The sequence below is a fragment of the Bradyrhizobium sp. Ec3.3 genome (assembly GCF_000472925.1).
Taxonomy (GTDB): Bacteria; Pseudomonadota; Alphaproteobacteria; order Rhizobiales; family Xanthobacteraceae; genus Bradyrhizobium.
In genome coordinates, this window is record NZ_AXAS01000017.1 from 136,342 (window position 1) to 156,801 (window position 20,460).

Consider the following 20,460-nt stretch of genomic DNA (forward strand, 5'->3'; position numbering starts at 1 on the left):
TCACCGCGCCGGAAAGTTGAGCGCATAGTCGCGATCGTCCATTCCCTCTGGTGGGGAGAAGGGGAAGCGCAGGCTGGTGTCGAGGAAGTCGTGGCTGTGCACGACCAGGTTCTCCTGGTCGATCAGCGCCACGCCATAGGCCGGCGGCTCGTGGCTTGCCAGATGGGGAGCGTTCGCATCGAGCTCGAACCAGACCTGGTGATTGGTGCCGCGCAGGGTGGAGAAGGGGATCTTGCCGTAGCTGCCCGAGATCGGCCGGTGCACATGGCCGAAGAACAGGTGGCGGATGCGGGAACGATAGGGCGCGATCACATCGGCAAATTCAGCGCTCTGCTTCAGCGCGATCTCATCCATCGCGTGAACGCCGACCGGGAAGGGCGGATGATGCATGAAAAAAACGAACGGCACATCAGTCGGCGCCTTGGCGAGCGTCTCCTCCAGCCAGCCGAGGCGCTTTGCGCACATCTCGCCGGCGTCGCTGGTCTCGTCGAGCGTGTCGAGGAAGACGAACAGTCCGTGATCCGTGGTCCGCGTGCCCTGCACGAAACCGTTGGCATCGCGCGGCGCGGCCTTGAGCCCGTCGAGGCAGGCGACGCGCCGGTCATGATTGCCGACCATGGCGACGTGGGGAATCCTGAGCGGGGCCATCGCAGCTGCGAAATCCGCATAAGCCGCGGCGTCACCCCAATGGGTGAGATCGCCGGTCACGACCGCGAAGGCGGCGTCGGAATGGTGCTTGTTGATGTCAGCGATGGCGGCGTCGAGGCGGGCACGCGGATCGAGGCCATAGAGTTTCAGGCCCGGGCCCGCAAGATGCGTGTCGGTGAGGTGGATGAATTTGAAAGGCATGGCGCGTGTGTCAGGTCTCTGGGAGGACGGTCGCCTCCGGCAAGACGGCCCGCCAGCCGGTTAGAGTGCGAGTGTTTCAGTTTGATGACAGTGGTTGCCGACGTCGCAAATTGTTGGGCAGAACGGCAGACCGGGTCAACCGGGTCGTCTCGCGGTGCGGTAGGGAGTGGATCGCGCGAAGCGTAGCAGCGAGCGCCCGCCGCTCACGTCCCGCAGAACGTCCGCAGCACGCGCTGGTCCGGCAACGGCGGGTCCTGGTAGGCGGCGTACTCCGGCTGATCGTCGTAGGGCTTGGCCAGCACCTTCACCAACTCTTCGAACGGCGCGTAGTCGTCGTTGTCAACGGCGGCGCGGATCACCGCTTCGACGCGGTGATTGCGCGGGATGAAGGCGGGGTTGACGGCGTGCATGGCGGCCTGCCGCTCGGATGCGGACTGCGGCTCTGCGGCGATACGCTCGCGCCAGCGCTTGGCCCATTCGTCGAAGGCGGCCGGGTCGATGAACTGCGCGCGGACGTGCTCGTCGGCGGCCGCATCGCGCGCGGCATCGCCCAGCTTGCGGAAGGTGAGGGTGAAGTCGGCGGCGTTCTTCGCCATCGCGTCCAGCAGGTCCTGGATCAGCGCCTCGTCGCCGTCACGCTCGGTGAACAGGCCGACCTTCATGCGCAGGCCCGCCTGATAGGCTCTGGTGAAGGCGTCCGGGAACGCGCCAAGAATTTCCTGCGCCTGTTCGATCGCCTTCTCCTGGTCATCGGAGAACAGCGGCAAGAGGCATTCGGCGAGCCGCGTCAGGTTCCATAAGCCGATGCGCGGCTGGTTGGCATAGGCGTAGCGGCCCATCTCGTCGATCGACGAGAACACCTGCGCGGGATCGTAGGAGTCCATGAAGGCGCAGGGGCCATAATCGATCGTCTCGCCCGAGATCGAGGTGTTGTCGGTGTTCATCACGCCGTGGATGAAGCCGACCAGCAGCCAGCGCGCGACGAGATCGGCCTGGCGTGCGACAACGCCCGCGAGCAGCGCGTGATAGGGGCGCTCGGCCCCCGACAGCTCGGGATAGTGGCGGGCGATGACGTGATCGGCGAGGCGGCGGATCGCGTCGGTGTCGCGGCGCACGGCAAAATACTGGAAGGTGCCGACGCGGATGTGGCTCGCGGCCACGCGGGTTAGGACTGCGCCGGGCAACGCGGTCTCGCGGATCACATGCTCGCCGGTGACGACGGCGGCGAGCGAGCGCGTGGTCGGGATGCCGAGTGCGTACATCGCTTCGCTCACGACGTACTCGCGCAGCACCGGACCGAGCGCGGCGCGGCCGTCGCCGCGGCGAGAGAATGGGGTGGGGCCCGACCCCTTGAGCTGGATGTCGCGGCGGACGCCGTCCTTGTCGATGACCTCGCCGAGCAGGATCGCCCTTCCGTCACCGAGTTGGGGCACGAACTGCCCGAACTGGTGCCCGGCATAGGCCATGGCGATGGGGTCCGCGCCGGCAGGAACCGTTTTGCCGGCCAGGATCTCCGCCCCCTCCGGTGTCTCGAGGAGGTCCGGATCCAGCCCGAGATGGACGGCAAGCGGCCGGTTCAGCTTGATCAGCCGGGGCGCAGCGACCGGGGTCGGCGCCACGCGGGCGAAGAAGGTGTCCGGCAGCGCCGAATAGGAGTTCTGGAACGGGAAATGGACGGTCATGGCGGTAAATGTAGGGCTGGAACGCCCATCAGCAAAGGCTCAGGCCCAGCTTGAGCAAAAATGGACGGTTCGGGCCCAAAACAGGCCGTTCCCTTGGTTGCCGCACCCGGCCTCGTCGGGTAAACCCACCCGCAACTTCGGACCGGCCTTTTGGGTCGTCCGATTCGATCCTCCGACATCATTTTTGGGACTACCATGCATCGCTACCGGTCACATACATGCGGCGCGCTCCGCGAGAGCCACATCGGCGAGACGGTCCGCCTTTCCGGCTGGGTCCATCGCGTCCGCGACCATGGCGGCGTGCTGTTCATCGACCTGCGCGACCATTACGGCCTCACCCAGTGCGTGGTGGACCCGGACTCGCCGGCGTTCTCGCTGGCCGAGAAGCTGCGCTCGGAATATGTCGTGCGGATGGACGGCAAGGCCCGCCGCCGCCCGGAAGGGACCGACAATGACGATCTGCCGACCGGCAAGGTCGAGGTCTACGTCAGCGAGATCGAGGTGCTGGGACCGGCCGGCGACCTGCCGCTGCCGGTGTTCGGCGACCAGGAATACCCTGAAGACATCCGCCTGAAGTACCGCTTCCTCGACCTGCGTCGCGAGAAGCTGCACCAGAACATCATGACGCGTGTCGCGATCATCGATTCCATGCGCCAGCGCATGAAGGCGCAGGGCTTCTTCGAGTTCAACACGCCGATCCTGACCGCGTCCTCGCCGGAAGGCGCGCGCGACTTCCTGGTGCCCTCGCGCATCCATCCCGGCAAGTTCTACGCGCTGCCGCAGGCGCCGCAGCAGTACAAGCAGCTGCTGATGATGTCGGGCTTCGACCGCTACTTCCAGATCGCGCCCTGTTTCCGCGACGAGGACCCGCGCGCCGACCGTCTGCCCGGCGAGTTCTACCAGCTCGACGTCGAGATGAGCTTCGTCACGCAGGACGACGTCTTCGCGGCGATGGAGCCGGTGATCACTGGCGTGTTCGAGGAATTCGCCAAAGGCAAGCCGGTGACCAAGGGCTGGCGGCGGATTCCGTTCGCGGAAGCTCTTCGCAAATACGGCAGCGACAAGCCGGACCTGCGCAACCCCATCGAGATGCAGGACGTCTCCGAGCACTTCCGCGGCTCCGGCTTCAAGGTGTTCGCGCGCATGCTCGAAGACCCCAAGAACCAGGTCTGGGCGATCCCGGCCCCGGGCGGCGGTAGCCGCGCCTTCTGCGACCGCATGAATTCGTGGGCGCAAGGCGAGGGCCAACCCGGCCTCGGCTACATCATGTGGCGCGAAGGCGGCGAGGGCGCAGGTCCGCTCGCGAACAACATCGGGCCGGAACGCACGGCTGCGATCCGCACGCAACTCGGCGTGAAGGAGGGCGATGCCGCCTTCTTCGTCGCCGGTGATCCCGACAAGTTCTGGAAGTTCTCAGGCCTTGCCCGCAACAAGGTCGGCGAGGAGTTGAACCTCACTGACAAGGAGCGGTTCGAGCTCGCCTGGATCGTCGACTTCCCGATGTACGAGTACAACGAGGACGACAAGAAGGTCGACTTCTCGCACAACCCGTTCTCGATGCCGCAGGGTGGTCTGGAGGCGCTGAAGGGCCAGGATCCGCTGACCATCAAGGCGTTCCAGTACGACATCACCTGCAACGGCTACGAGATCGCCTCGGGCGGCATCCGCAACCACGTGCCGGAAGCGATGGTGAAGGCATTCGAGATCGCAGGCTATGGCGAGCAGGAAGTGGTCGAGCGTTTCGGCGGCATGTACCGCGCCTTCCAGTACGGCGCGCCGCCGCATGGCGGCATGGCGGCGGGCGTCGACCGCATCGTCATGCTGCTCTGCGGTACCACGAACCTGCGCGAGATCTCGCTGTTCCCGATGAACCAGCAGGCCATGGACCTCCTGATGGGCGCGCCGTCGGAAGCCACGACCAAGCAGCTTCGCGAGCTCCACGTCCGGGTGAACCTGCCGCAGAAGTGATTTGGTCTCGTGCCCCGGACGCAGCGCAGCACGCAGTGGTGCGCTGCTGAGCCGGGGCCCATGTCTCGGCAAACACAGGCTTTCTGGGTCCCGGCTCTGCGCAGCAACGCTCGCGCGTTGCAGCGCGTCCGGGACACGAGACCGCAACCGCCCGAGTTAAAGCCCCGTCGATGCCTCGATGCGGAATTGCGCCAGCGCGCTCTGCGGATCGGTTTGCAGAAGCTGCATCAATTGCATCAGCGGCACCTTGGCGCGGGGCGTGAGCTTGATGACGAGCGTCTGACCCGGCGTCCCGACAAAACTTGCGATCGCATCCACGGCCGTGCCCGCATCCGGATTGGCGGCGGCGACTTCCTCGCGGTGCACCCTGACGCTGTCGGCGAGCGCCTGACGGGCGGCCTCGCGGCTGACATTTTGCCCCCGTGCGTACTGCGCCGCCGCGGAATCGACGCCGCCATTGTCGCGCAGCGAGAACTCGATGGTACCGGCCTCGATTTGAGCCGCCTGGCCCATGACCTGCGCCAAGTCGGCAGAGAACAGCCCACGCGGCACGTTGCCGAGTGCGATGCGCAATTGCGCTTTTGCGATTCCTCCGATGTCGAGCGTCGCCGGCGCCAGCGCGAAACTGTTGGACTGCTCGGTCCAGGTTGCGCCGAGATCGAGGTCGATTGGAAGCTTGTCGATCCCGCCGAGAACCAACGGAAGCTGCTTCGGATCGGATGGATCGGTAGGCGTGACGAACTTCGCAACCACATGCGCCTTGCTCGGGATCGAGCCGATCAGCTGCCCCCAGTCCAGGCTCAGCGTGTCGATCGTGACGAGCTTTTTGGAGTTCTTGAAGGGCGCGGCCACGCCCTTGACCTCTGCGCCTGCGAGCACACCGAACAGCCCGAGCATCTGGTCGGGCGAGGGCGCCCGCCCGGGAGTGGTCAGACTCGCCGCCCAGCGCATCAGGTTCGTCACGCTGAAGGACTTCAGCGCGAAGCGTTCCATCTTGAATTGCCCCTGTGGAGATGGCGTGTCGACGCCTTCGACCGCGAACTCGCCGTCCTTGAACCTGACCACATTGATGCTGCCCGTTCCTTGCGGCGTCGCGATCGACGTCTTGCCGATCTCGAGCCTGCCGACATGGAGGCCTTCATAGAAGCCGGCAAGCTTCTCCATCATCTCTCGCGCCTGAGCCGGCGTTGGCGGCGCCGACTGATCTTGGGGCAGCATCGCAAGCATCTCGGCCATCCGGAACTTCGACGGCTGCACTCCAATATCGTCGACGGCGAAGCTGTCGATCTGGAGACGAACATCCCCGGACGTCACCGTGTAAGGTCCCGCCGAAACCTGCCTGTACATCTGATGGGTGCCGTCGTCATTCGCCTTTTCCGGGTCGAGCGCGGCGAGCATGCTGCCTGCATCGAAATCGCTCATGACCAGGTTCGACAGCTCTCCCGTGAACTGGCCGGACTTGCCCGGCTGCGCCGTCTTGAACGTGAAGGCAAACCGGTCCGCCCTGGTCGCTTCGACCTTGCCGTGCCTGAGATTTTTCATGGCAAGGCCCGAATAGGTGAGATCGCCACCCTCGGGTTTGGCAGTATCTGGCTTGGTGACGATGGTTGCGGCAATAGTCGGCACCTCAATTGCGGATGCCGAGACGCTGGTGAACTGTTCGAGGCCAAATCGATAGAGGTCGGTGATGGCGTTTGACGGCGGCAAGGCCCGAGCCCCGATCGCTCCGGTGTAATCCCGTATCGTGGCCTGTGCGATCTTGTAGGCGGCCTTCATCTGCGAGGGGCCGACAGCACTGTCGATCGCAAACTCGATGCCCGAAAACTCGATGGTATCGGCAGAAAACTGCCCCTGGTCGGCTTGGCGCATACCGATCGCCCTGACGCCGGCAATCTTGATATGCATCTGCGACTGCTGGCCCGGCTCGACGGCGATGTCCTCGACCGTCAGGGTCCGCGTCATCAAATCGAACGCCACTTTGCCGTGGTTCGCTTTGCCGCCGCGGCCGCGGATCTGGTCGAACGCGGCCTCGACGTCGGCCGTGACGCGGTGCTGAGCGTAGAGATTGAAGCCGAGCCAGCCGCCGCCTGCGAGCAACGCAAGCGCGATCAGGCCGATCAGGATTCGTCTCATGCGGTTAGCTCCAGTTGCTGGCTCGGGGCGGAACAACCTGCCATATTCGCGAAACGCCGCGCGGTCCAGGGAAAGCTATGGTTTTCAAATGTTTGACGGCGCCGTCTGTTGATGGGGCCGCAATCGGATGTTGCCACCAAGCCGCCGGCCGTGCTTGATCCCGTTTCCATGATCCGGAATACCGCCTTCGGGCCGGGGCGGGTCCGGGGGAAGAAAGTTTTGAGGCCGCAAAACGCGAGGCGAGGCAGGGCATGTCGTCTTATTCTGAAGATCTCCACCAGGCGGCGCTGGCCTATCACCGCCTGCCGCGTCCCGGAAAGCTAGAGATCCAGGCGAGCAAGCCGCTCGCCAACCAGCGCGACCTCGCGCTTGCCTATTCGCCGGGCGTCGCCGCCGCCTGCACCGAGATCGCCAAGAACCCGGCGGAGGCCGCCTCGTTGACGACCCGCGCCAACCTGGTCGCCGTGGTCTCCAACGGCACCGCGGTCCTGGGCCTCGGCAATATCGGCCCGCTGGCCTCCAAGCCCGTGATGGAAGGCAAGGCGGTGCTGTTCAAGAAGTTCGCCGGCATCGACGTCTTCGACATCGAGATCGCCGCCGATACCATCGAGCGCGTGGTCGAGACGGTGGCGGCGCTGGAGCCGACCTTCGGCGGCATCAATCTCGAGGACATCAAGGGCCCAGAGTGTTTCGAGATCGAGGCGCGGCTGAAGGAGCGCATGAAGATCCCGGTCTTCCATGACGACCAGCACGGCACCGCGATCATCGTCGCCGCCGCGATCACCAACGGCCTGCGGCTGAACGGTAAAAAGCTCTCGGACGTCAAGATCGTGGCGTCGGGGGCAGGGGCGGCTGCGCTCGCGACGCTGAACCTCCTGGTTTCGATGGGCGCGCAGCGCAAGAACATCTGGGTCTGCGACATCGACGGCCTCGTCTATGACGGGCGCAACACGCTGATGGACCGCTGGAAGGCGGTCTACGCCCAGAAGACCGACAAGCGCACGCTCGGCGACGTGATCGGCGGCGCCGACATCTTCGTCGGGCTCTCGGCACCGGGCGTGCTGACGCCCGACATGGCCAAGGCGATGGCCGACCATCCGCTGATCATGGCGCTTGCGAACCCGACGCCGGAGATCATGCCGGAGGAGGCGCGGAAAGCGCGCCCCGACGCCATGATCTGCACCGGCCGATCCGACTACCCGAACCAGGTCAACAACGTCCTGTGCTTCCCCTTCATCTTCCGCGGCGCGCTCGATGTCGGCGCCACCGCGATCAACGAGGAGATGAAGCATGCCGCGGTCGACGCCATCGCGCAGCTCGCGCGCGAGGCGCCGTCGGATGCGGTCTCGCAAGGCAGCTTCGACAGCGGCGAGGCGGGCGGCTTCGGCCCGGGCTCGCTGATCCCGAGCCCATTTGATCCCCGCCTTATCCTGCGCATCGCTCCGGCGGTCGCCAAGGCCGCGATGGAATCGGGCGTCGCAACGCGCCCGATCACCAATTTCGACGAATATGCGGCCCAGCTCATGCGCTTCGCCTTCCGCTCGGGCATCGTCATGAAGCCGATGTTCGCCAAGGCCAAGACCCAGCCGGTGCGCGTGATCTACGCCGAGGGCGAGGACGAGCGCGTGCTGCGTGCCACGCAGGTCGTGCTGGAAGAGAAGCTGGCGCGTCCCATTCTGGTCGGCCGCCCGTCGGTGGTCGAGGCGCGCATCAAGCGCTTCGGTCTCTCGATCAAGGCGGGCAAGGATTTTGACCTCGTCAACCCCGAGGACGATCCGCGCTACCGCTCCTATGTGCAGTCCTATGTCGAGGTTGCCGGCCGCCGCGGTGTTACCCCGGAGGGAGCGCGCACGGTGGTCCGCACCAACAACACGGTGATCGCGGCGCTTGCCGTGGGGCGCGGCGAGGCGGATGCGATGCTCTGCGGCGTCGAGGGGCGCTACATGAGCCATCTGCGCCACGTTCGCGAGATCATCGGCTTCTCGAGCGGGATCAGCGACTATGCGGCGCTGGCGCTGATGATCACCACCAAGGGCGCGTTCTTCATCGCGGACACCCAGGTGCGGCCCAATCCCAGCGCGGAGGAGCTGGCCGAGATCGCGGCGCTCGCGGCAATCCACGTGCAGCGCTTCGCACTGAAGCCGAAGGTCGCCTTCGTGTCGCATTCCGACTTCGGCAGCTATGACACGGACACCTCGCGCAAGATGCGCCGGGCGACGCAGCTGCTGAAGGAGAAGCATCCGGAGATCGAGGCCGATGGCGAGATGCAGGCCGATACCGCGCTGTCGGGCGCGGCGCGCAAGCTGGTGCTGCCGCACTCGAACCTGGAAGGTGAGGCCAACATCCTGATCATGCCGACGCTGGACGCGGCCAACATCGCCTACCAGACCATCAAGGTGTTGGCCGACGCGCTTCCCGTCGGGCCGATCCTGATCGGACCGGCGCGCCCGGCGCACATCCTCACGCCGGGTGTCACGGCGCGGGGCATCCTCAACATGACGGCAGTCGCGGTGGTGGAGGCCCAGGAACGCGCGGCACGGCAGCAGCCGAGTTTGTTTACGTAAGCTCGTAGTCTAGCCGCATTGAAGCTGCAAATCCTCTCCCCTTGTACAAGGGGAGAGGGGAAGACATTTCCCCGTTTGAAAACCGCGGGCGGAATCTTCATAATCGCTTCGTGTCCCGCCCTTAAAGCATTGCCAAGAGGCCGACCATGCCAGCGTTCGTGACTTTCGGGCGAATCCTGTTCGCCGTGCTGTTCATCTATACGGGCGCGACGAAGCTGTTCGCGATACAGACGACTGCCGATTTCATCGCCAGCAAGGTCACTGTTCCAGAGATGATCGCGCCCTATGCCCAGCAAGTGGAGCAGGCCACCAGCATGACGACGCCGCAGTTGCTTGCGATCGCGGTCGGCGGGCTCGAGATCATCGCAGGGCTGATGATCGCGCTGAATTTCGCCGCGCGCTTTTTCGCGATGCTGCTGGTCATCTATGTCGCGGCCGCGACCTTCCTGTTCTACGACTTCTGGAACCAGACCCCGCCCGAGAACGGCAAAATGCTGGTGGACGCGCTGAAGAACCTCTCGATCATCGGCGCGCTGTTCATGATCATGGGCTACGGCCGCGCCACCCGTCCGGCCGAGGCGGCCTACGGGGACGTGTAGTCCAGTTAGCGGCGTTGGCTGCGGACAGACGTCCTGCTCTCCGACATGAGTCGGAGGCTCGCAGCGCGAGCTGACCATTCTCGCGGTCTGTGATGATCGCGTGAACCGTCATTCACACATTATGGCTTTGGGATCACAGGGTTTCTGCAAAATCGCGACCGCTGTGAAGCAAGCGCATCTCTCGGCTTGTCGGAGTGCGCCGGCGCCGAATACTACCGGTTGTGCGGTTGTGAAGGGGCGGCCGTCGTGGTTCGAGGCAATTGGGGGCGGGCTTGGTTCATTCGAAGCGAGGCGCGGCTGCGCGCGCGGCCGTGGTTTTCTGTGTGGCACAGGTCTTGGGTTTTGCCGCGCAGCCGGCAAGTGCCGCCGATCTGCCCGTCAAGGCGCGGCCGCAAGTGAGGCCCCTCGTTCACTGCGCAGGAATCGACGCTGACGTCGCATGGTTACACGGTCGGTGCCGGCGCTGAATATCGCCTCGCTGACAACGTGTCGCTGCGCGGCGAATACCGCTACGTCGCGCTCGGCCGCAACACGACGGTCGATCCGCTCGGCGCGGTCTGGACCACCGACCTGTCCGAGCATGTGGTCCGGATCGGCGCGGCCTATCGTTTCGGCCAGTTCGGCGGGCCAGTAACCGCATCGGCAGCGCCGGTGTTGAATCCGACATGGACAGGCGTCTACGTCGGTGCGGGCTTGGGGGGCGATGTCATCGCGCCTCATGTCGCGGGCTCGTTCGCAGGCGTGCTGGATTTCAACGCGTCCAGTCTCGGCGGCGCCGATGTCGGCGGTACTTTCACGATCGGCTACGATCGCCAGATCGCGCCGAAATGGGTCGTCGGCGCGTTCGGATTGATCGATGCCGGAACGAATGGCGGCGCCAAGATCAGTGCATCGACCGGGGCAGGTGGTGTGGCGATCTCCTCGGATCTCGCTGCGGTGAAGTGGGGTTGGACCGTCGGCGGACGCGTCGGCTATCTCGTTGCGCCGGAGACGCTGGTCTATCTGCTCGGCGGCTACAGCGGAACGACCGCGCAGTCGATCACGTACAACTTCCTGGGATTTCCCGGCACCGCTCCGACGCGGGAATATCACGGCGCGACCTTCGGCGGCGGCTTCGAGCGCTTCTTCAGCGACAGGATCTCCGCCCGCGCCGAGTATCGCGTGACGCATCTCGAGGCGAGAGACGATTTGGCGTCTGATTTCATGACTAGCTTGAGCGCTGGCGGTACGGTGCACACGCTGCGCGGCGTGCTGGCCTATCACTTTCCGACGCCGTAACCGTTCCTTGCGGTCGGCGGTGGCCTGGGGCTTGAATGGCGCACGCGGAATGTCTCGCTGTTTTCGACAGCCGAGTACCTCGCGTTGTCGGACAACAGCTCGCTCGTGAGTGGGCGCGCGGGGCTGCGCGTCGGTTTCTAGCCTAAGGCACTTGTTGCAAAATCGAAAAAATTGGGAAGCGAAACCAGAATTCCTGAGAAAAGGAAGCGAACTAGTTCGCTTCAGGCACAGTATCTGTCATGCAGAGATATTCTCGCTCCCCGAGAATGGGTGCAGGTGAATCGACGAAGGCGCAAGCCCGCTCGGTTCGCCGTCGTCAAGGGACAGGAGCGCGTCGTCTGGTCCGTATCGACGCGGTGGAGCACGATCCCAAGGACCAAAGCGGAGAGGTCGTTCTGTACCAGCTCTCGGAACAGGAGCCTGCGAGCGGAGAATGGCGCAATCTCTGCCAGCCCGATCCGGAGGGAAGGCGGCTCGGATTCCCGCTTGCCGGTTCGTTCACCCAGGACGGGCGGTACCTGCCTCCCTCGGGAGAAGCCGAACGAAGCCGGCTGTTGATCACCTGTACCGGCGGCGCCGAAGGCAAATGCGTCCGTCTTGGCTATAAGCCCTGGGGCTCGACGCCCGATGGCTCTTCGCTTGCGCCTTATTATCAGGCTTGCGTTCGGCTGATACGGGCCGATTACTGCGGTGACGGGCAGGGGCATACGCGCAACGGCACCGCGATCGACATCTTCGACAAGATCGGTATCGTCGCCGACGGGAAAGTACCGGAGATGACCTTCGAAGCGGCCTGGGCGCCTGCGGGCGCGGTCTGTGTGCGACATACGAGGCTGCCTGACATCCTGGACAACGCGATGCTCGGCAAAGCGTGCCCGCGTCTTGCCGACCAGATCGGCGAAAGTTGCGACGAGACGAAGCCGGCCTTGTTGTTCAATCGCTCCGTGGCGCGTTGAGCTGCCTGCGGTGCATTGAGGGCCCGCGCGTAGTCTCGATCGGCAATTGGTGCCCTTGTAGCTGGAATCCCAAGATCGTAGCAGAAATCGCGGGTTGGCTACTTCTGACGCGTGGACGCGCGTGGTGCGTCCCAGCTTCGCGCAAGGTCGTTGCTGTAGAATGATGGGGAGCGAGGCGTCAGGCAAATTCGAGAGTTGCTCAGCGTTCTGGCGGCTTGTCTGGCTGTGCAGTTCGTAGGGGGACTCAGGCGCGTTTCATAGAGTCTGCACGAGCGGCAAACGCACGAAGGGGCATCTGTCTCGCACCCTACGTAATCGCATCGATGATGGGGCCCATCGTAATGTTTGCTGATAAGTCGTCAGGTTCTGTATCATTCGAGGCCGGTCTTGCGCACCATTGCGCAGGCCGCTTGCCGCAAGCAGAGGCGATTTATCGGCAGATACTAGCATCCGAGCCGGATCATGCGGACAGTCTTCACCTCCTGGGCCTTGTTTCGCTCCAGGCTGGTCACCCCGACAGGGCGCTCGATCTCATCATCCGTGCCGTCAAGCTCCAGCCTCGCGACAGCGTGTATCATAGCAGCATGGCTGCCACTCTGCGCGCTCTCGGACGAAGGGGCGAGGCCATCGCGAGCTACCGGGAAGCGCTGCTGCATAAGTCCGACGATCTGGATACGCACATTCAGCTTGGTATCCTGCTGGGTGAATGCGGAGACGTCGCGGGTGAGGAAGCCCATTACCGGCGCGCGCTGCAGTATGCTCCCGATCATGTCGATGCTCGTTTCCATCTCGCCAATCTGCTGATGAGACGGAAGCATTTCGATGATGCGATCAGCGAGTTTCGGCAGGTGCTGCGGCAAAGACCGGATTTTGCGGCGGCCCACTGCAACCTTGGGGCAGTGTTATTCAATCTGTCCGCTTTCGAGGAATGCGAGCGTTGCTATCGTGAGGCCCTGCGCCTCAACCCGACATTTGCGGAGGCCCATAACAATCTTGGTGGTCTTCTCATCAAATTGGGGCGCCTCGACGAGGCGGAGGTCAATCTTCGCGAAGCTTGCAAACTGAACTCATGTTTCCCCGAGGCCTTGAACAATCTCGGTGACTTGCTGCGACTGCGGGGCCGGCTGGAAGAGGCGGAAGCATGCTGCAGGGAAGCTTTGCGTCTGAAGCCGGACTATGTTCCGGCGTACCTGATCCTGGGCAACGCCCTTCGCGAGTCCGGCCGCTTCCACGAAGCGGAGTCTTGCTATCGGGCAGCTCTTGATCGCAATCCGACCTGGCTGGAGGCGCTCAACAATCTTGGCACCCTGCTGTTTGATCTCGGGCGGCCTGAAGAAGCCATCCAGAGCTTCCGAACGGCGGTGTCGCAAAAGCCGGATTATGCCCACGCGCATTTCAACCTTGGGATCACGCTGTTGCTGGCCGGCCAGTTCGACGAGGGATGGCGGGAATATGAGTGGCGGTGGAAGCAGGACACGAAAAAGCAGCATCTGCGCGGCTTCAGCCAGCCTCTCTGGGATGGAGGAGATATCGGTGATCAGGTCCTGCTGCTGCATGCGGAGCAGGGCCTGGGCGACACGCTCCAGTTCTGTCGCTTCGTGCCGGCAATTGCGGCGGGGCGGCGGGTCGTTCTCGAGGTTCAGCGGCCGCTGGTGCCGCTCCTGGCGGGGTTGCCGGGAATTGAGAGCATCGTCGCCCATGGCGATCCGCTGCCGCCATTCGATCTGTATTGTCCACTATTGAGTCTGCCGCGGGTGCTTGGCACCACAATCGAAACCATCCCGCAGCAGGCATCCTATCTCCGGGCCGATCCGCAACGCGTGGCGGCCTGGCGCCATCGGGTCCGGCAGCTCGATGGCCTGCGGATCGGCCTCGTCTGGGCCGGCAATCAGACGATGAGCGGCGACCGGCGCCGATCCATTCCGCTTGAACGATTCTCGGAGCTGGCGGACCTGCCGGGGGTGAGTTTCGTCTCATTGCAGAAGGGATCGGGAGCCAGGCAGTCGCCGCCGCCTGGTCTGTCCTTGCATGACTGGACGGAAGATCTCCACGACTTCGGTGAAACCGCGGCGCTGATCGAGGCACTGGATCTGGTCATCAGTGTCGATACCGCGGTGGCGCATCTTGCAGGAGCTCTTGGCCGCCCGGTCTGGCTGCTCAATCGCTTCGATCGGTGCTGGCGATGGTTGCTGAACCGCGACGACAGCCCCTGGTATCCGACGCTGCGCCAATTCCGCCAACCTCAGCCCGGCGATTGGAGCAGGGTCCTCCAGGACGTGCGGGCCGAACTCGAGAAGTGCAGTTTGCCCCGATCCGCCGTCCAGTAGCGCCACGTACTCTCGAATGTCACACGCTCTTATGTGGGTGAGGGCGTCGTTATGCCGGTAAAGGCGCGTCGTTCGTTATGCGTGGCAAACGCATGCGCAGGTATTAAAACACCGGTACTGTGCATGGGGTTGTCTTTCGAGTTTTATTGGGACCCTCTCGCGGGCCGCCACGGGGTCACAGTCACGCCATGCGCCGCGTCAAGCAAATACGGTGTGCCCGGATTCATCCCGTGTGAGGTCAGCACCTCCTGCGGCGTTCGCTTTGGCACACCGACGAAACAGCCTTCGCCGCCAGGCAGGCGCACCTTTGGGGCTTCCGAGAGCCAGAAGGTGTCGTAGCGGTCCATGAACATGTCGAACACGACGGGGCCGCCGATGATCGCGACCGTGCCGGAGGCAACGTCGGCAAAAGAGCAGGCTTCCTCGAAGCTCGCGCCGAGCGGATTCCACAGTGTCGCGTTCGGCATCTCCGGATCGACCACGAGCGCTGCGATCTTGCGGGTCAGGATCAGCCGCTTGCGCTTGGGTGAATTCGGCTGTCCCTCATGCGAGTGCCGGCCGTGCACGATCAGCGCAGTGCGATCGAGCGCCTGCTCGAAGAACCTCTTGTCGCCCTCGAACTTCAGGCTGTCGGGCATGACGTGCCGCGCGTCGGCAAGCATGCCGTCGGCGGAGACGATGACGTAGCCTTCGAAACGGAAAGACAACGGCGCGACTATTCCGAGACCGTCGTCACCACGCTGTTGACCGGGCGCTGGCTCACAGTCGGCAGCTTGACGTCCTTCAGCAGCTCCTGGTCGTACTCGGGCAGCGTCGACACCGGGCTCTTCGCGCGCATCGCCACGACCTTGTAGCCGCCGGCCTTGAGCTGCGCGAGCAGCGCGGGCAAGGCCTCAGCGGTGTGCTTCTGGAAGTCGTGCATCAGGATGATGCCCTTGCCGAGCTTGGTGAGCTTCTTCATCACGGTGTCGATCACCTTCTCCGGCTTGGAGGCCTTGAAGTCGAAGGAGTCGAGGTCGCAGGAGAAGATCGCGATGTTGCGGTTGCCGAGATAGGTCACCATCTCCGGCGGGTGCTGGAGCGCCGGGAAGCGGAAGAACGGCGAGGGCGAGATGCCGCCGAGCGCCCATTTCACCGCTGAGAAGCCCTTCTCGATCTCGTCCTTCTTCTGTTGATCGGTGAGCTTCTTGTTGTTGAGGTTGGCGTGCGACCAGGTGTGCGCACCGATGGTGTGGCCGGCGGCATAGACCTTCTTCAAGATCTCCGGCTCGTAGGTCGAGTGCTTGCCGATCGGGAAGAAGATGCCGGTGGTGCATTCATCGGCGAGCGCCTTCAGCACCGCAGGCGTGTTGTTCGGCCACGGGCCGTCGTCGAAGGTCAGCACGACCTCGTGGTCGCGCAGGAAGTCGAGCTCCTTGAAGTGCTCGAAGCCGAAGCCTGGACCACCCGTGGTGTCGATCTCGACGGTGCGGGCGACGCCGAGCGCACTGGGATTGCTGCAGGCGGCGCGTGCCGGCTGCGCGCCCTGTGCCGCTGCTGGCGGGCTGGCGGCCGCGGCAGGGGCCGCTGCCGGCGCTGCGGCGGGGGCGGCCTGCGCGGCTGCCGCGGGCTTCGCGGCTGGGGTCTGCGACCATGCGGCGCTCGCCATCGCAAGAGAGATCGCGCTCGCCAAAATCAGTCCTGCCGCAACACGCATGATGTTGTCCTCGATAGATTGATCCCGTTGTTCGGCCGTAGCTTTTTTGCCCCTGTCCGAACCTGTCCGCCCCAGACAATCCTAGCCTAGTTGGTGGGCCATCACCAATGCAACGGCTGTTTGGCTCAGCTAGGCAATTGTGCCCAGGCGCGTGAGACCAGCTCAGCTATCCGCGAGCGCCTTCGCGACCGCGGTCTTGACCCGCGTGTCGGTCGGCTCGACAGCAGAGGCGAAAACCTCGGCGATATAGCCGTCGCGGCCGATGAGGTATTTGTGGAAGTTCCAGCGCGGAACTTCCTTCGGCCGGGCTTCCGCCGCCCATTTGTAGAACGGATGGGCCTTGGGACCGACCACGACGGCCTTGGCGGCGATCGGGAAGGTAACGCCGTATTGGTGATGTGCGGTCTCCGAAATCTCGGTTACTCCGCCCGGCTCCTGGCCGCCGAAATCATTCGAGGGCACGCCGATGATGGTTAGTCCGCGTTCGTGGAACTCGTTCCAGAGTTCCTGAAGACCAGCATATTGTGGTGTGTAGCCGCACAGCGAGGCTGTGTTGACGATCATCAGCGGCCGGCCGGTAAACCCGGCAAGCCGGATATCGTCGCCGGAGAGCGCGGGGAAGGAGAAGGCGTAAGCCGAGATCTTGCTCATCGACGCTTGCGCAAGGGCGCGAGTCGCGACGGGGCTGGTGATCGCGGCAAGCGCCGCGGTGAGCATTGTCCTGCGGTTCAGCATAGCGATGTCCCCGAAGGTGATCCGGGGACGATGATACTCCGCGCGCGCGACCAAGCGCGCTCAACACCGCGTTATGCGGAGGCCTAGCGCAAGCGGACGATGAAATCCGTGCCTTCGCCGGTTTCGCCCTGATTGATGCCCTGGTCGGAGACGATGATCGAGCTGCCGGTGGTCAGCATCTCGCCGATCTTCGCCATGGTGTCGGCGGGGATGGAGATGCGGTCGAGCGCCTCGGCCGGACTGTCCGGTGTGATCACAGGCTTTGCGGCGATCGGGATGACGCCGGCCATGCGCTGGCGGCGAGTCATGCGGCTGTCGTCGTCACGCTCCACCGAGCGGACGGCGACGGGCACCGACACCACCGACCAATGCAGCGCGTTGGCATCGCTCTTGTCGGCTTCCGCGGTGAAGACATGCGTGCCGAGCGGACGGTCGCTGGCCGCGATCGTCACGGGCGCATCGAACAGCGGCGAAAAGTTCTGCCGCACATAGATCTTGGAATCCTTGCGGCTGATGAACACCGCGATCTGGCCGGTACGCTTCGGCGGTTCGGGCTTTGCGGCTGGCGCGGGCTCGGCGATGCGGGTCTGATCCTTTTTCGCATCGGCGGCGGGCTGTGCAGGCGTCGGCGCCGTCACGGTGACATCGGGCTTCTTGGCCTCGGCCGCTTCGGCCTTTGCCGGTTCAGGCTTGGCAACGTCGGCCTGAACAGCTTCGGGCTTGGTGCTCGCGCTCGCAGCAGGCTTGGCGGTCGCTTCGTCCGTTTGCGGTTTTGCCGGCTCCGATGCGTCAGCGGTTTTCGCACCGTTCGTCTTTGCGTCTTCGTTCGGAGCGGCCTTGTCAGCGGGGGCCTCCTCGCGCGCCATCGCGTTGCCGATGGTTGCGTCCGACATCACGGTATGGCCGACGGTCGAGCGCAGCTCCATCGCCGGCTCGGCGTTCACACTCTTGACCTCAGCAGCCTTGACCTCCGCGGCTTTGCTCTCTTCGGCCTTGCTCTCAGGAGACATGGCCTCGGGGGCGCCCTTGTCCGCCTTGTCGGCGACGGTTGTCGCAGGCTGCTCCAGGCTCGCCGTCGGCTGCGGCGGGACGCGCAGGCTCGCGAGCAGGGGATGCGAGAAACTGTGCGGGGTCATCTCGCCGGGCGTCACGATCACGCGCGCGCCCATCTTGGTCCAATTCCACATCTTCACCGCGAACGCCATCGGCATGCGGATGCAGCCATGGGAGGCGGGATAGCCGGGCAGCACGCCGGCATGCATGGCGACACCCGACCAGGTGATGCGCTGCATATACGGCATCGGTGCGCCGCTATAGATGTTGGAATGGTGGAATTTGTGTTTCTGGATGACGCTGAACACGCCCATCGGCGTGGGATGCCCCTTCATGCCGGTCGACACCGGCGATTCCGCGAACACGCCGTTGGAATCGTAGACCGTCACCCTCTGCCGGTCGATCGAGATGGCGATGACCAGAGGCCCTTGCGGCTTGGCGCCGGTCTCCTTCTCGCCGCTCTCTTTCTTTTTCTTGCCCAGAACAGTGGCGCGCTTGCGCGGATTCGCACGCTCGATCCGCGGCTGCGGCTGGTGATAGTAAGAACCGTCGGTGTAGTCCGACCAGTAATACATCGCGGCTTCCGCATGGGTCGTGGTGCCAATCGCACCCGCCGCCGTCAAAATGGCGACCCGCCACAACCGCGCCCTTGCGCCAGAAGAACCGGTCACGCTCACGCTATTCATCCTCGAATCCGTCTTCCAAATCAGTAGTTAGTCTCGCAAAGGGGATACGCGTTCACCACTATAGCGGTTCTGATATCAGCCAATTTTGTCGAAGCCGTAGCAAAAAAGCCTCACAGACCGGTAAACGGAGGCTGCGCGGGTCAGCCGGTCGCCTTCCTGATCAGCTCTCGCATCCCTACATTGCGGGGACTTGTTACCGGAGAACTTCATGTCATCTCGTTTCCCCGGTCTTTCTGGCATGCACTTGAAAGGCCTCGCTTTATTCCTCCTGCTCATGGCCGTGCCGGCCAGCTTCGCCCAAGCCGCCGATGAGCCCGATCTGATCTTCCGCCGCTCCACCGTGTTCAAATGGCTGAGCCCGAACGACAAGCTCGCGACCTATGGCCTCGACGATCCCGAGGTCGAGGGCGTGGCCTGTCATTTCACGGTACCGGAGAAGGGCGGCTTCAAGGGCTGGTTGGGGCTCGCCGAGGAGGTCTCTGACATCTCGCTCGCCTGCCGGCAGGTCGGTCCCATCAAGTTCAAGGACAAGCTGGAGCAGGGCGACGACATGTTCCGAAGGCGCCGTTCGCTGTTCTTCAAGAAGATGCAGATCGTGCGCGGCTGCGATACCAAGCGCAACGTGCTGGTCTACATGGTCTATTCCGACAAGCTGATCGAGGGCTCGCCGAAGAACTCGACCTCGACCGTGCCGATCGTGCCGTGGGGGCCGACCGATACCAGCATTCAGAAGTGCGGCGACTTCTTCACTCAGTGACGAGTTTGCGGCTGGCGCGCGGCCTTGCGAGAAGCGAGCCGGTCAGCCGCACGAACGCCTGCGGTGCCGCCTCATAGCCGCGGTCTGATTGCAGCGCCATCGCGCCGGTGGCGCCGCACTGCCTCTGTCTCTTATTGGCGCGGTCCGAACCCTGGTCCGCATCGCGCGCCATTGCGCGATCTAAAGCCATCATGATGGCCATCCCTCAACCCTGAGCCTCGGTTTGATGCCGGGCTTATCGATGTTCGAAGGCGTCGGTCGTCGCTGGAACAACCCCGGTTCAGCGGAACTTCGCGCTTCTTTGCGCTCCTCTTCAACAGAGAAACGTAAAATGCGTGTGAAGCGGCTGCTTCGGGACGGTGACCGCAAGCGCGCGCGGGCAGCTGCGGGAACGCCGGAGAGGGCCGCGAAGCAGCCGTCGGCCACGAGGCGACTTCACTGAAATAATTGGGGTTTTTGACTTAATGTTTCGTCGCATCGGCGCCGACGAAACAATTCTCACGAAGATGAAACCATTTTCCGCATTTGGCGCATCACGGACGAAACCGCCCATGGTTATCACCCCCATCAGCGGTAGCGACGCACAGCCGCGGGAACTGGAGACTTCACATGCGGGCGCTCCGCTTCATCCTCGCTTTCGGCTTCGTCCTCGCCAGATCCTCGCTGGCCGGAACGAGCGACAGCGGACTGCCGGGCGTCGGGACCTTTGCCTATAGCGGCTCGCCGGTTGGGGCCAAGGCGCCTCAGCCGATCGTGATGGCCGCGCGTCTCTGATCGCAGAAAAAAAGACCGGTAGGATCAAGAAAAGCCATCATGTTTCGCATCTGCGCCGCAGCTTTCCTCGCGTCCGTCCTCACGATCACCGCTGCCCAGGCTCAGGTGCGCTCTCCCAACAGGTTGCCGGATCCGCGCACCGATTTCGTGCGCCAATGCGCGCCGCACATGCTTGGGCGTTGGGCGCACCCGGAGGAAGTCTGTGGCTGCCTGCATGATCATGCCGCCGCCGTCGTCGAGGACCGCGACCTGCGCGAAGCGCTGCTTCGCGGCATCAGCGAGACCGGCGTGCCGACCATCGAGAACGAATGGGTGCCGGCCGCCAAGCAGTCCGAGATCGGACCGACCTTCACCAAGATCGCCAAGCCGACCCTTCAGTGCATGTTTGACCCGGCGAAGTAGA

At 64.0% G+C, this 20,460-nt stretch carries 17 protein-coding genes; 9 read left to right on the forward strand and 8 right to left on the reverse strand.

Annotated features, from left to right (window positions below; translation table 11 throughout):
- Both YUU_RS0119370 and YUU_RS0119375 read right to left on the reverse strand, forming a co-directional pair.
- On the reverse strand, positions 1-849 hold the full coding sequence (locus YUU_RS0119370) for a phosphodiesterase (RefSeq protein WP_027523892.1): 849 nt from the start codon (positions 847-849) through the stop codon (positions 1-3).
- Between the two features lie 203 nt (positions 850-1,052).
- Entirely contained in the window at positions 1,053-2,531 is a 1,479-nt protein-coding gene (locus YUU_RS0119375; RefSeq protein WP_027523893.1) for a YdiU family protein, read from the reverse strand.
- Between the two features lie 195 nt (positions 2,532-2,726).
- On the opposite strand from YUU_RS0119375, the gene aspS reads away from it, so the two are divergent.
- Positions 2,727-4,499: an aspartate--tRNA ligase gene (gene aspS / locus YUU_RS0119380; protein ID WP_027523894.1), complete on the forward strand. Its 1,773-nt coding sequence runs from the start codon at positions 2,727-2,729 to the stop codon at positions 4,497-4,499.
- Between the two features lie 156 nt (positions 4,500-4,655).
- Here aspS and YUU_RS0119385 read toward each other — a convergent pair whose 3' ends face one another.
- Positions 4,656-6,632, reverse strand: a complete 1,977-nt coding sequence (locus YUU_RS0119385; protein ID WP_027523895.1) for a hypothetical protein — start codon at positions 6,630-6,632, stop codon at positions 4,656-4,658.
- A 251-nt stretch (positions 6,633-6,883) separates the two neighbouring features.
- On the opposite strand from YUU_RS0119385, the gene YUU_RS0119390 reads away from it, so the two are divergent.
- The 5 genes from YUU_RS0119390 to YUU_RS0119415 all read left to right on the forward strand — a co-directional run bounded on the left by YUU_RS0119390 (position 6,884) and on the right by YUU_RS0119415 (position 14,356).
- Positions 6,884-9,196 (forward strand): NADP-dependent malic enzyme, encoded by a 2,313-nt coding sequence (locus YUU_RS0119390; RefSeq protein WP_027523896.1) that lies wholly within the window; start codon positions 6,884-6,886, stop codon positions 9,194-9,196.
- A gap of 146 nt (positions 9,197-9,342) precedes the next feature.
- Positions 9,343-9,795, forward strand: coding sequence for a DoxX family protein (locus YUU_RS0119395; RefSeq protein ID WP_027523897.1), 453 nt, complete (start codon positions 9,343-9,345; stop codon positions 9,793-9,795).
- A gap of 429 nt (positions 9,796-10,224) precedes the next feature.
- The gene (locus YUU_RS51165) at positions 10,225-11,073 is read left to right on the forward strand and encodes an outer membrane protein (RefSeq protein ID WP_245288050.1); all 849 of its coding nucleotides are present in this window, start codon (positions 10,225-10,227) and stop codon (positions 11,071-11,073) included.
- 266 nt (positions 11,074-11,339) lie between these two features.
- On the forward strand, positions 11,340-12,029 hold the full coding sequence (locus tag YUU_RS51170; RefSeq protein WP_156944388.1) for an ADYC domain-containing protein: 690 nt from the start codon (positions 11,340-11,342) through the stop codon (positions 12,027-12,029).
- A gap of 341 nt (positions 12,030-12,370) precedes the next feature.
- A complete protein-coding gene (locus YUU_RS0119415; RefSeq protein ID WP_210164176.1) occupies positions 12,371-14,356 on the forward strand; it encodes a tetratricopeptide repeat protein in 1,986 nt (661 codons plus the stop codon).
- A gap of 143 nt (positions 14,357-14,499) precedes the next feature.
- Here the strand turns inward: YUU_RS0119415 and YUU_RS0119420 are convergent, their stop codons facing one another.
- From YUU_RS0119420 to YUU_RS0119435, 4 genes are all read right to left on the reverse strand, one after another.
- Positions 14,500-15,063 carry a dihydrofolate reductase gene (locus tag YUU_RS0119420; protein WP_027523899.1) on the reverse strand — a complete coding sequence of 188 codons (564 nt, stop codon included), beginning with the start codon at positions 15,061-15,063 and terminating at the stop codon, positions 14,500-14,502.
- Positions 15,064-15,071: 8 nt separating this feature from the next.
- Complete coding sequence (locus tag YUU_RS0119425; RefSeq protein WP_027523900.1) at positions 15,072-16,052, reverse strand: polysaccharide deacetylase family protein; 981 nt, start codon at positions 16,050-16,052, stop codon at positions 15,072-15,074.
- A gap of 162 nt (positions 16,053-16,214) precedes the next feature.
- Complete coding sequence (locus YUU_RS0119430) at positions 16,215-16,787, reverse strand: glutathione peroxidase (protein WP_027523901.1); 573 nt, start codon at positions 16,785-16,787, stop codon at positions 16,215-16,217.
- A gap of 83 nt (positions 16,788-16,870) precedes the next feature.
- Positions 16,871-18,526, reverse strand: a complete 1,656-nt coding sequence (locus tag YUU_RS0119435; protein ID WP_027523902.1) for a L,D-transpeptidase family protein — start codon at positions 18,524-18,526, stop codon at positions 16,871-16,873.
- Positions 18,527-18,734: 208 nt separating this feature from the next.
- Here YUU_RS0119435 and YUU_RS0119440 point away from each other — a divergent pair, with 208 nt between their 5' ends.
- Complete coding sequence (locus YUU_RS0119440) at positions 18,735-19,283, forward strand: CreA family protein (RefSeq protein WP_027523903.1); 549 nt, start codon at positions 18,735-18,737, stop codon at positions 19,281-19,283.
- On the opposite strand, the gene YUU_RS0119445 is transcribed toward YUU_RS0119440, so the two are convergent.
- Positions 19,273-19,476 (reverse strand): hypothetical protein, encoded by a 204-nt coding sequence (locus tag YUU_RS0119445; protein WP_027523904.1) that lies wholly within the window; start codon positions 19,474-19,476, stop codon positions 19,273-19,275. The genes YUU_RS0119440 and YUU_RS0119445 overlap by 11 nt on opposite strands.
- A 416-nt stretch (positions 19,477-19,892) precedes the next feature.
- Between YUU_RS0119445 and YUU_RS60280 the strand changes: the two genes are divergently transcribed.
- On the forward strand, positions 19,893-20,057 hold the full coding sequence (locus tag YUU_RS60280) for a hypothetical protein (RefSeq protein WP_198031779.1): 165 nt from the start codon (positions 19,893-19,895) through the stop codon (positions 20,055-20,057).
- A 36-nt stretch (positions 20,058-20,093) separates the two neighbouring features.
- The gene (locus YUU_RS0119455; protein WP_027523905.1) at positions 20,094-20,459 is read left to right on the forward strand and encodes a hypothetical protein; all 366 of its coding nucleotides are present in this window, start codon (positions 20,094-20,096) and stop codon (positions 20,457-20,459) included.
- Position 20,460 lies beyond the last annotated feature (1 nt).

Coding starts and splice junctions, on each gene's coding strand:
- YUU_RS0119370 (WP_027523892.1), bottom strand. CDS start 849: ATGCCTTTCAAATTCATCCACCTCACCGACACGCATCTTGCGGGCCCG.
- YUU_RS0119375 (WP_027523893.1), bottom strand. CDS start 2,531: ATGACCGTCCATTTCCCGTTCCAGAACTCCTATTCGGCGCTGCCGGAC.
- aspS (WP_027523894.1), top strand. CDS start 2,727: ATGCATCGCTACCGGTCACATACATGCGGCGCGCTCCGCGAGAGCCAC.
- YUU_RS0119385 (WP_027523895.1), bottom strand. CDS start 6,632: ATGAGACGAATCCTGATCGGCCTGATCGCGCTTGCGTTGCTCGCAGGC.
- YUU_RS0119390 (WP_027523896.1), top strand. CDS start 6,884: ATGTCGTCTTATTCTGAAGATCTCCACCAGGCGGCGCTGGCCTATCAC.
- YUU_RS0119395 (WP_027523897.1), top strand. CDS start 9,343: ATGCCAGCGTTCGTGACTTTCGGGCGAATCCTGTTCGCCGTGCTGTTC.
- YUU_RS51170 (WP_156944388.1), top strand. CDS start 11,340: ATGGGTGCAGGTGAATCGACGAAGGCGCAAGCCCGCTCGGTTCGCCGT.
- YUU_RS0119415 (WP_210164176.1), top strand. CDS start 12,371: ATGTTTGCTGATAAGTCGTCAGGTTCTGTATCATTCGAGGCCGGTCTT.
- YUU_RS0119425 (WP_027523900.1), bottom strand. CDS start 16,052: ATGCGTGTTGCGGCAGGACTGATTTTGGCGAGCGCGATCTCTCTTGCG.
- YUU_RS0119430 (WP_027523901.1), bottom strand. CDS start 16,787: ATGCTGAACCGCAGGACAATGCTCACCGCGGCGCTTGCCGCGATCACC.
- YUU_RS0119435 (WP_027523902.1), bottom strand. CDS start 18,526: ATGAATAGCGTGAGCGTGACCGGTTCTTCTGGCGCAAGGGCGCGGTTG.
- YUU_RS0119440 (WP_027523903.1), top strand. CDS start 18,735: ATGTCATCTCGTTTCCCCGGTCTTTCTGGCATGCACTTGAAAGGCCTC.
- YUU_RS0119445 (WP_027523904.1), bottom strand. CDS start 19,476: ATGATGGCTTTAGATCGCGCAATGGCGCGCGATGCGGACCAGGGTTCG.
- YUU_RS60280 (WP_198031779.1), top strand. CDS start 19,893: ATGCGGGCGCTCCGCTTCATCCTCGCTTTCGGCTTCGTCCTCGCCAGA.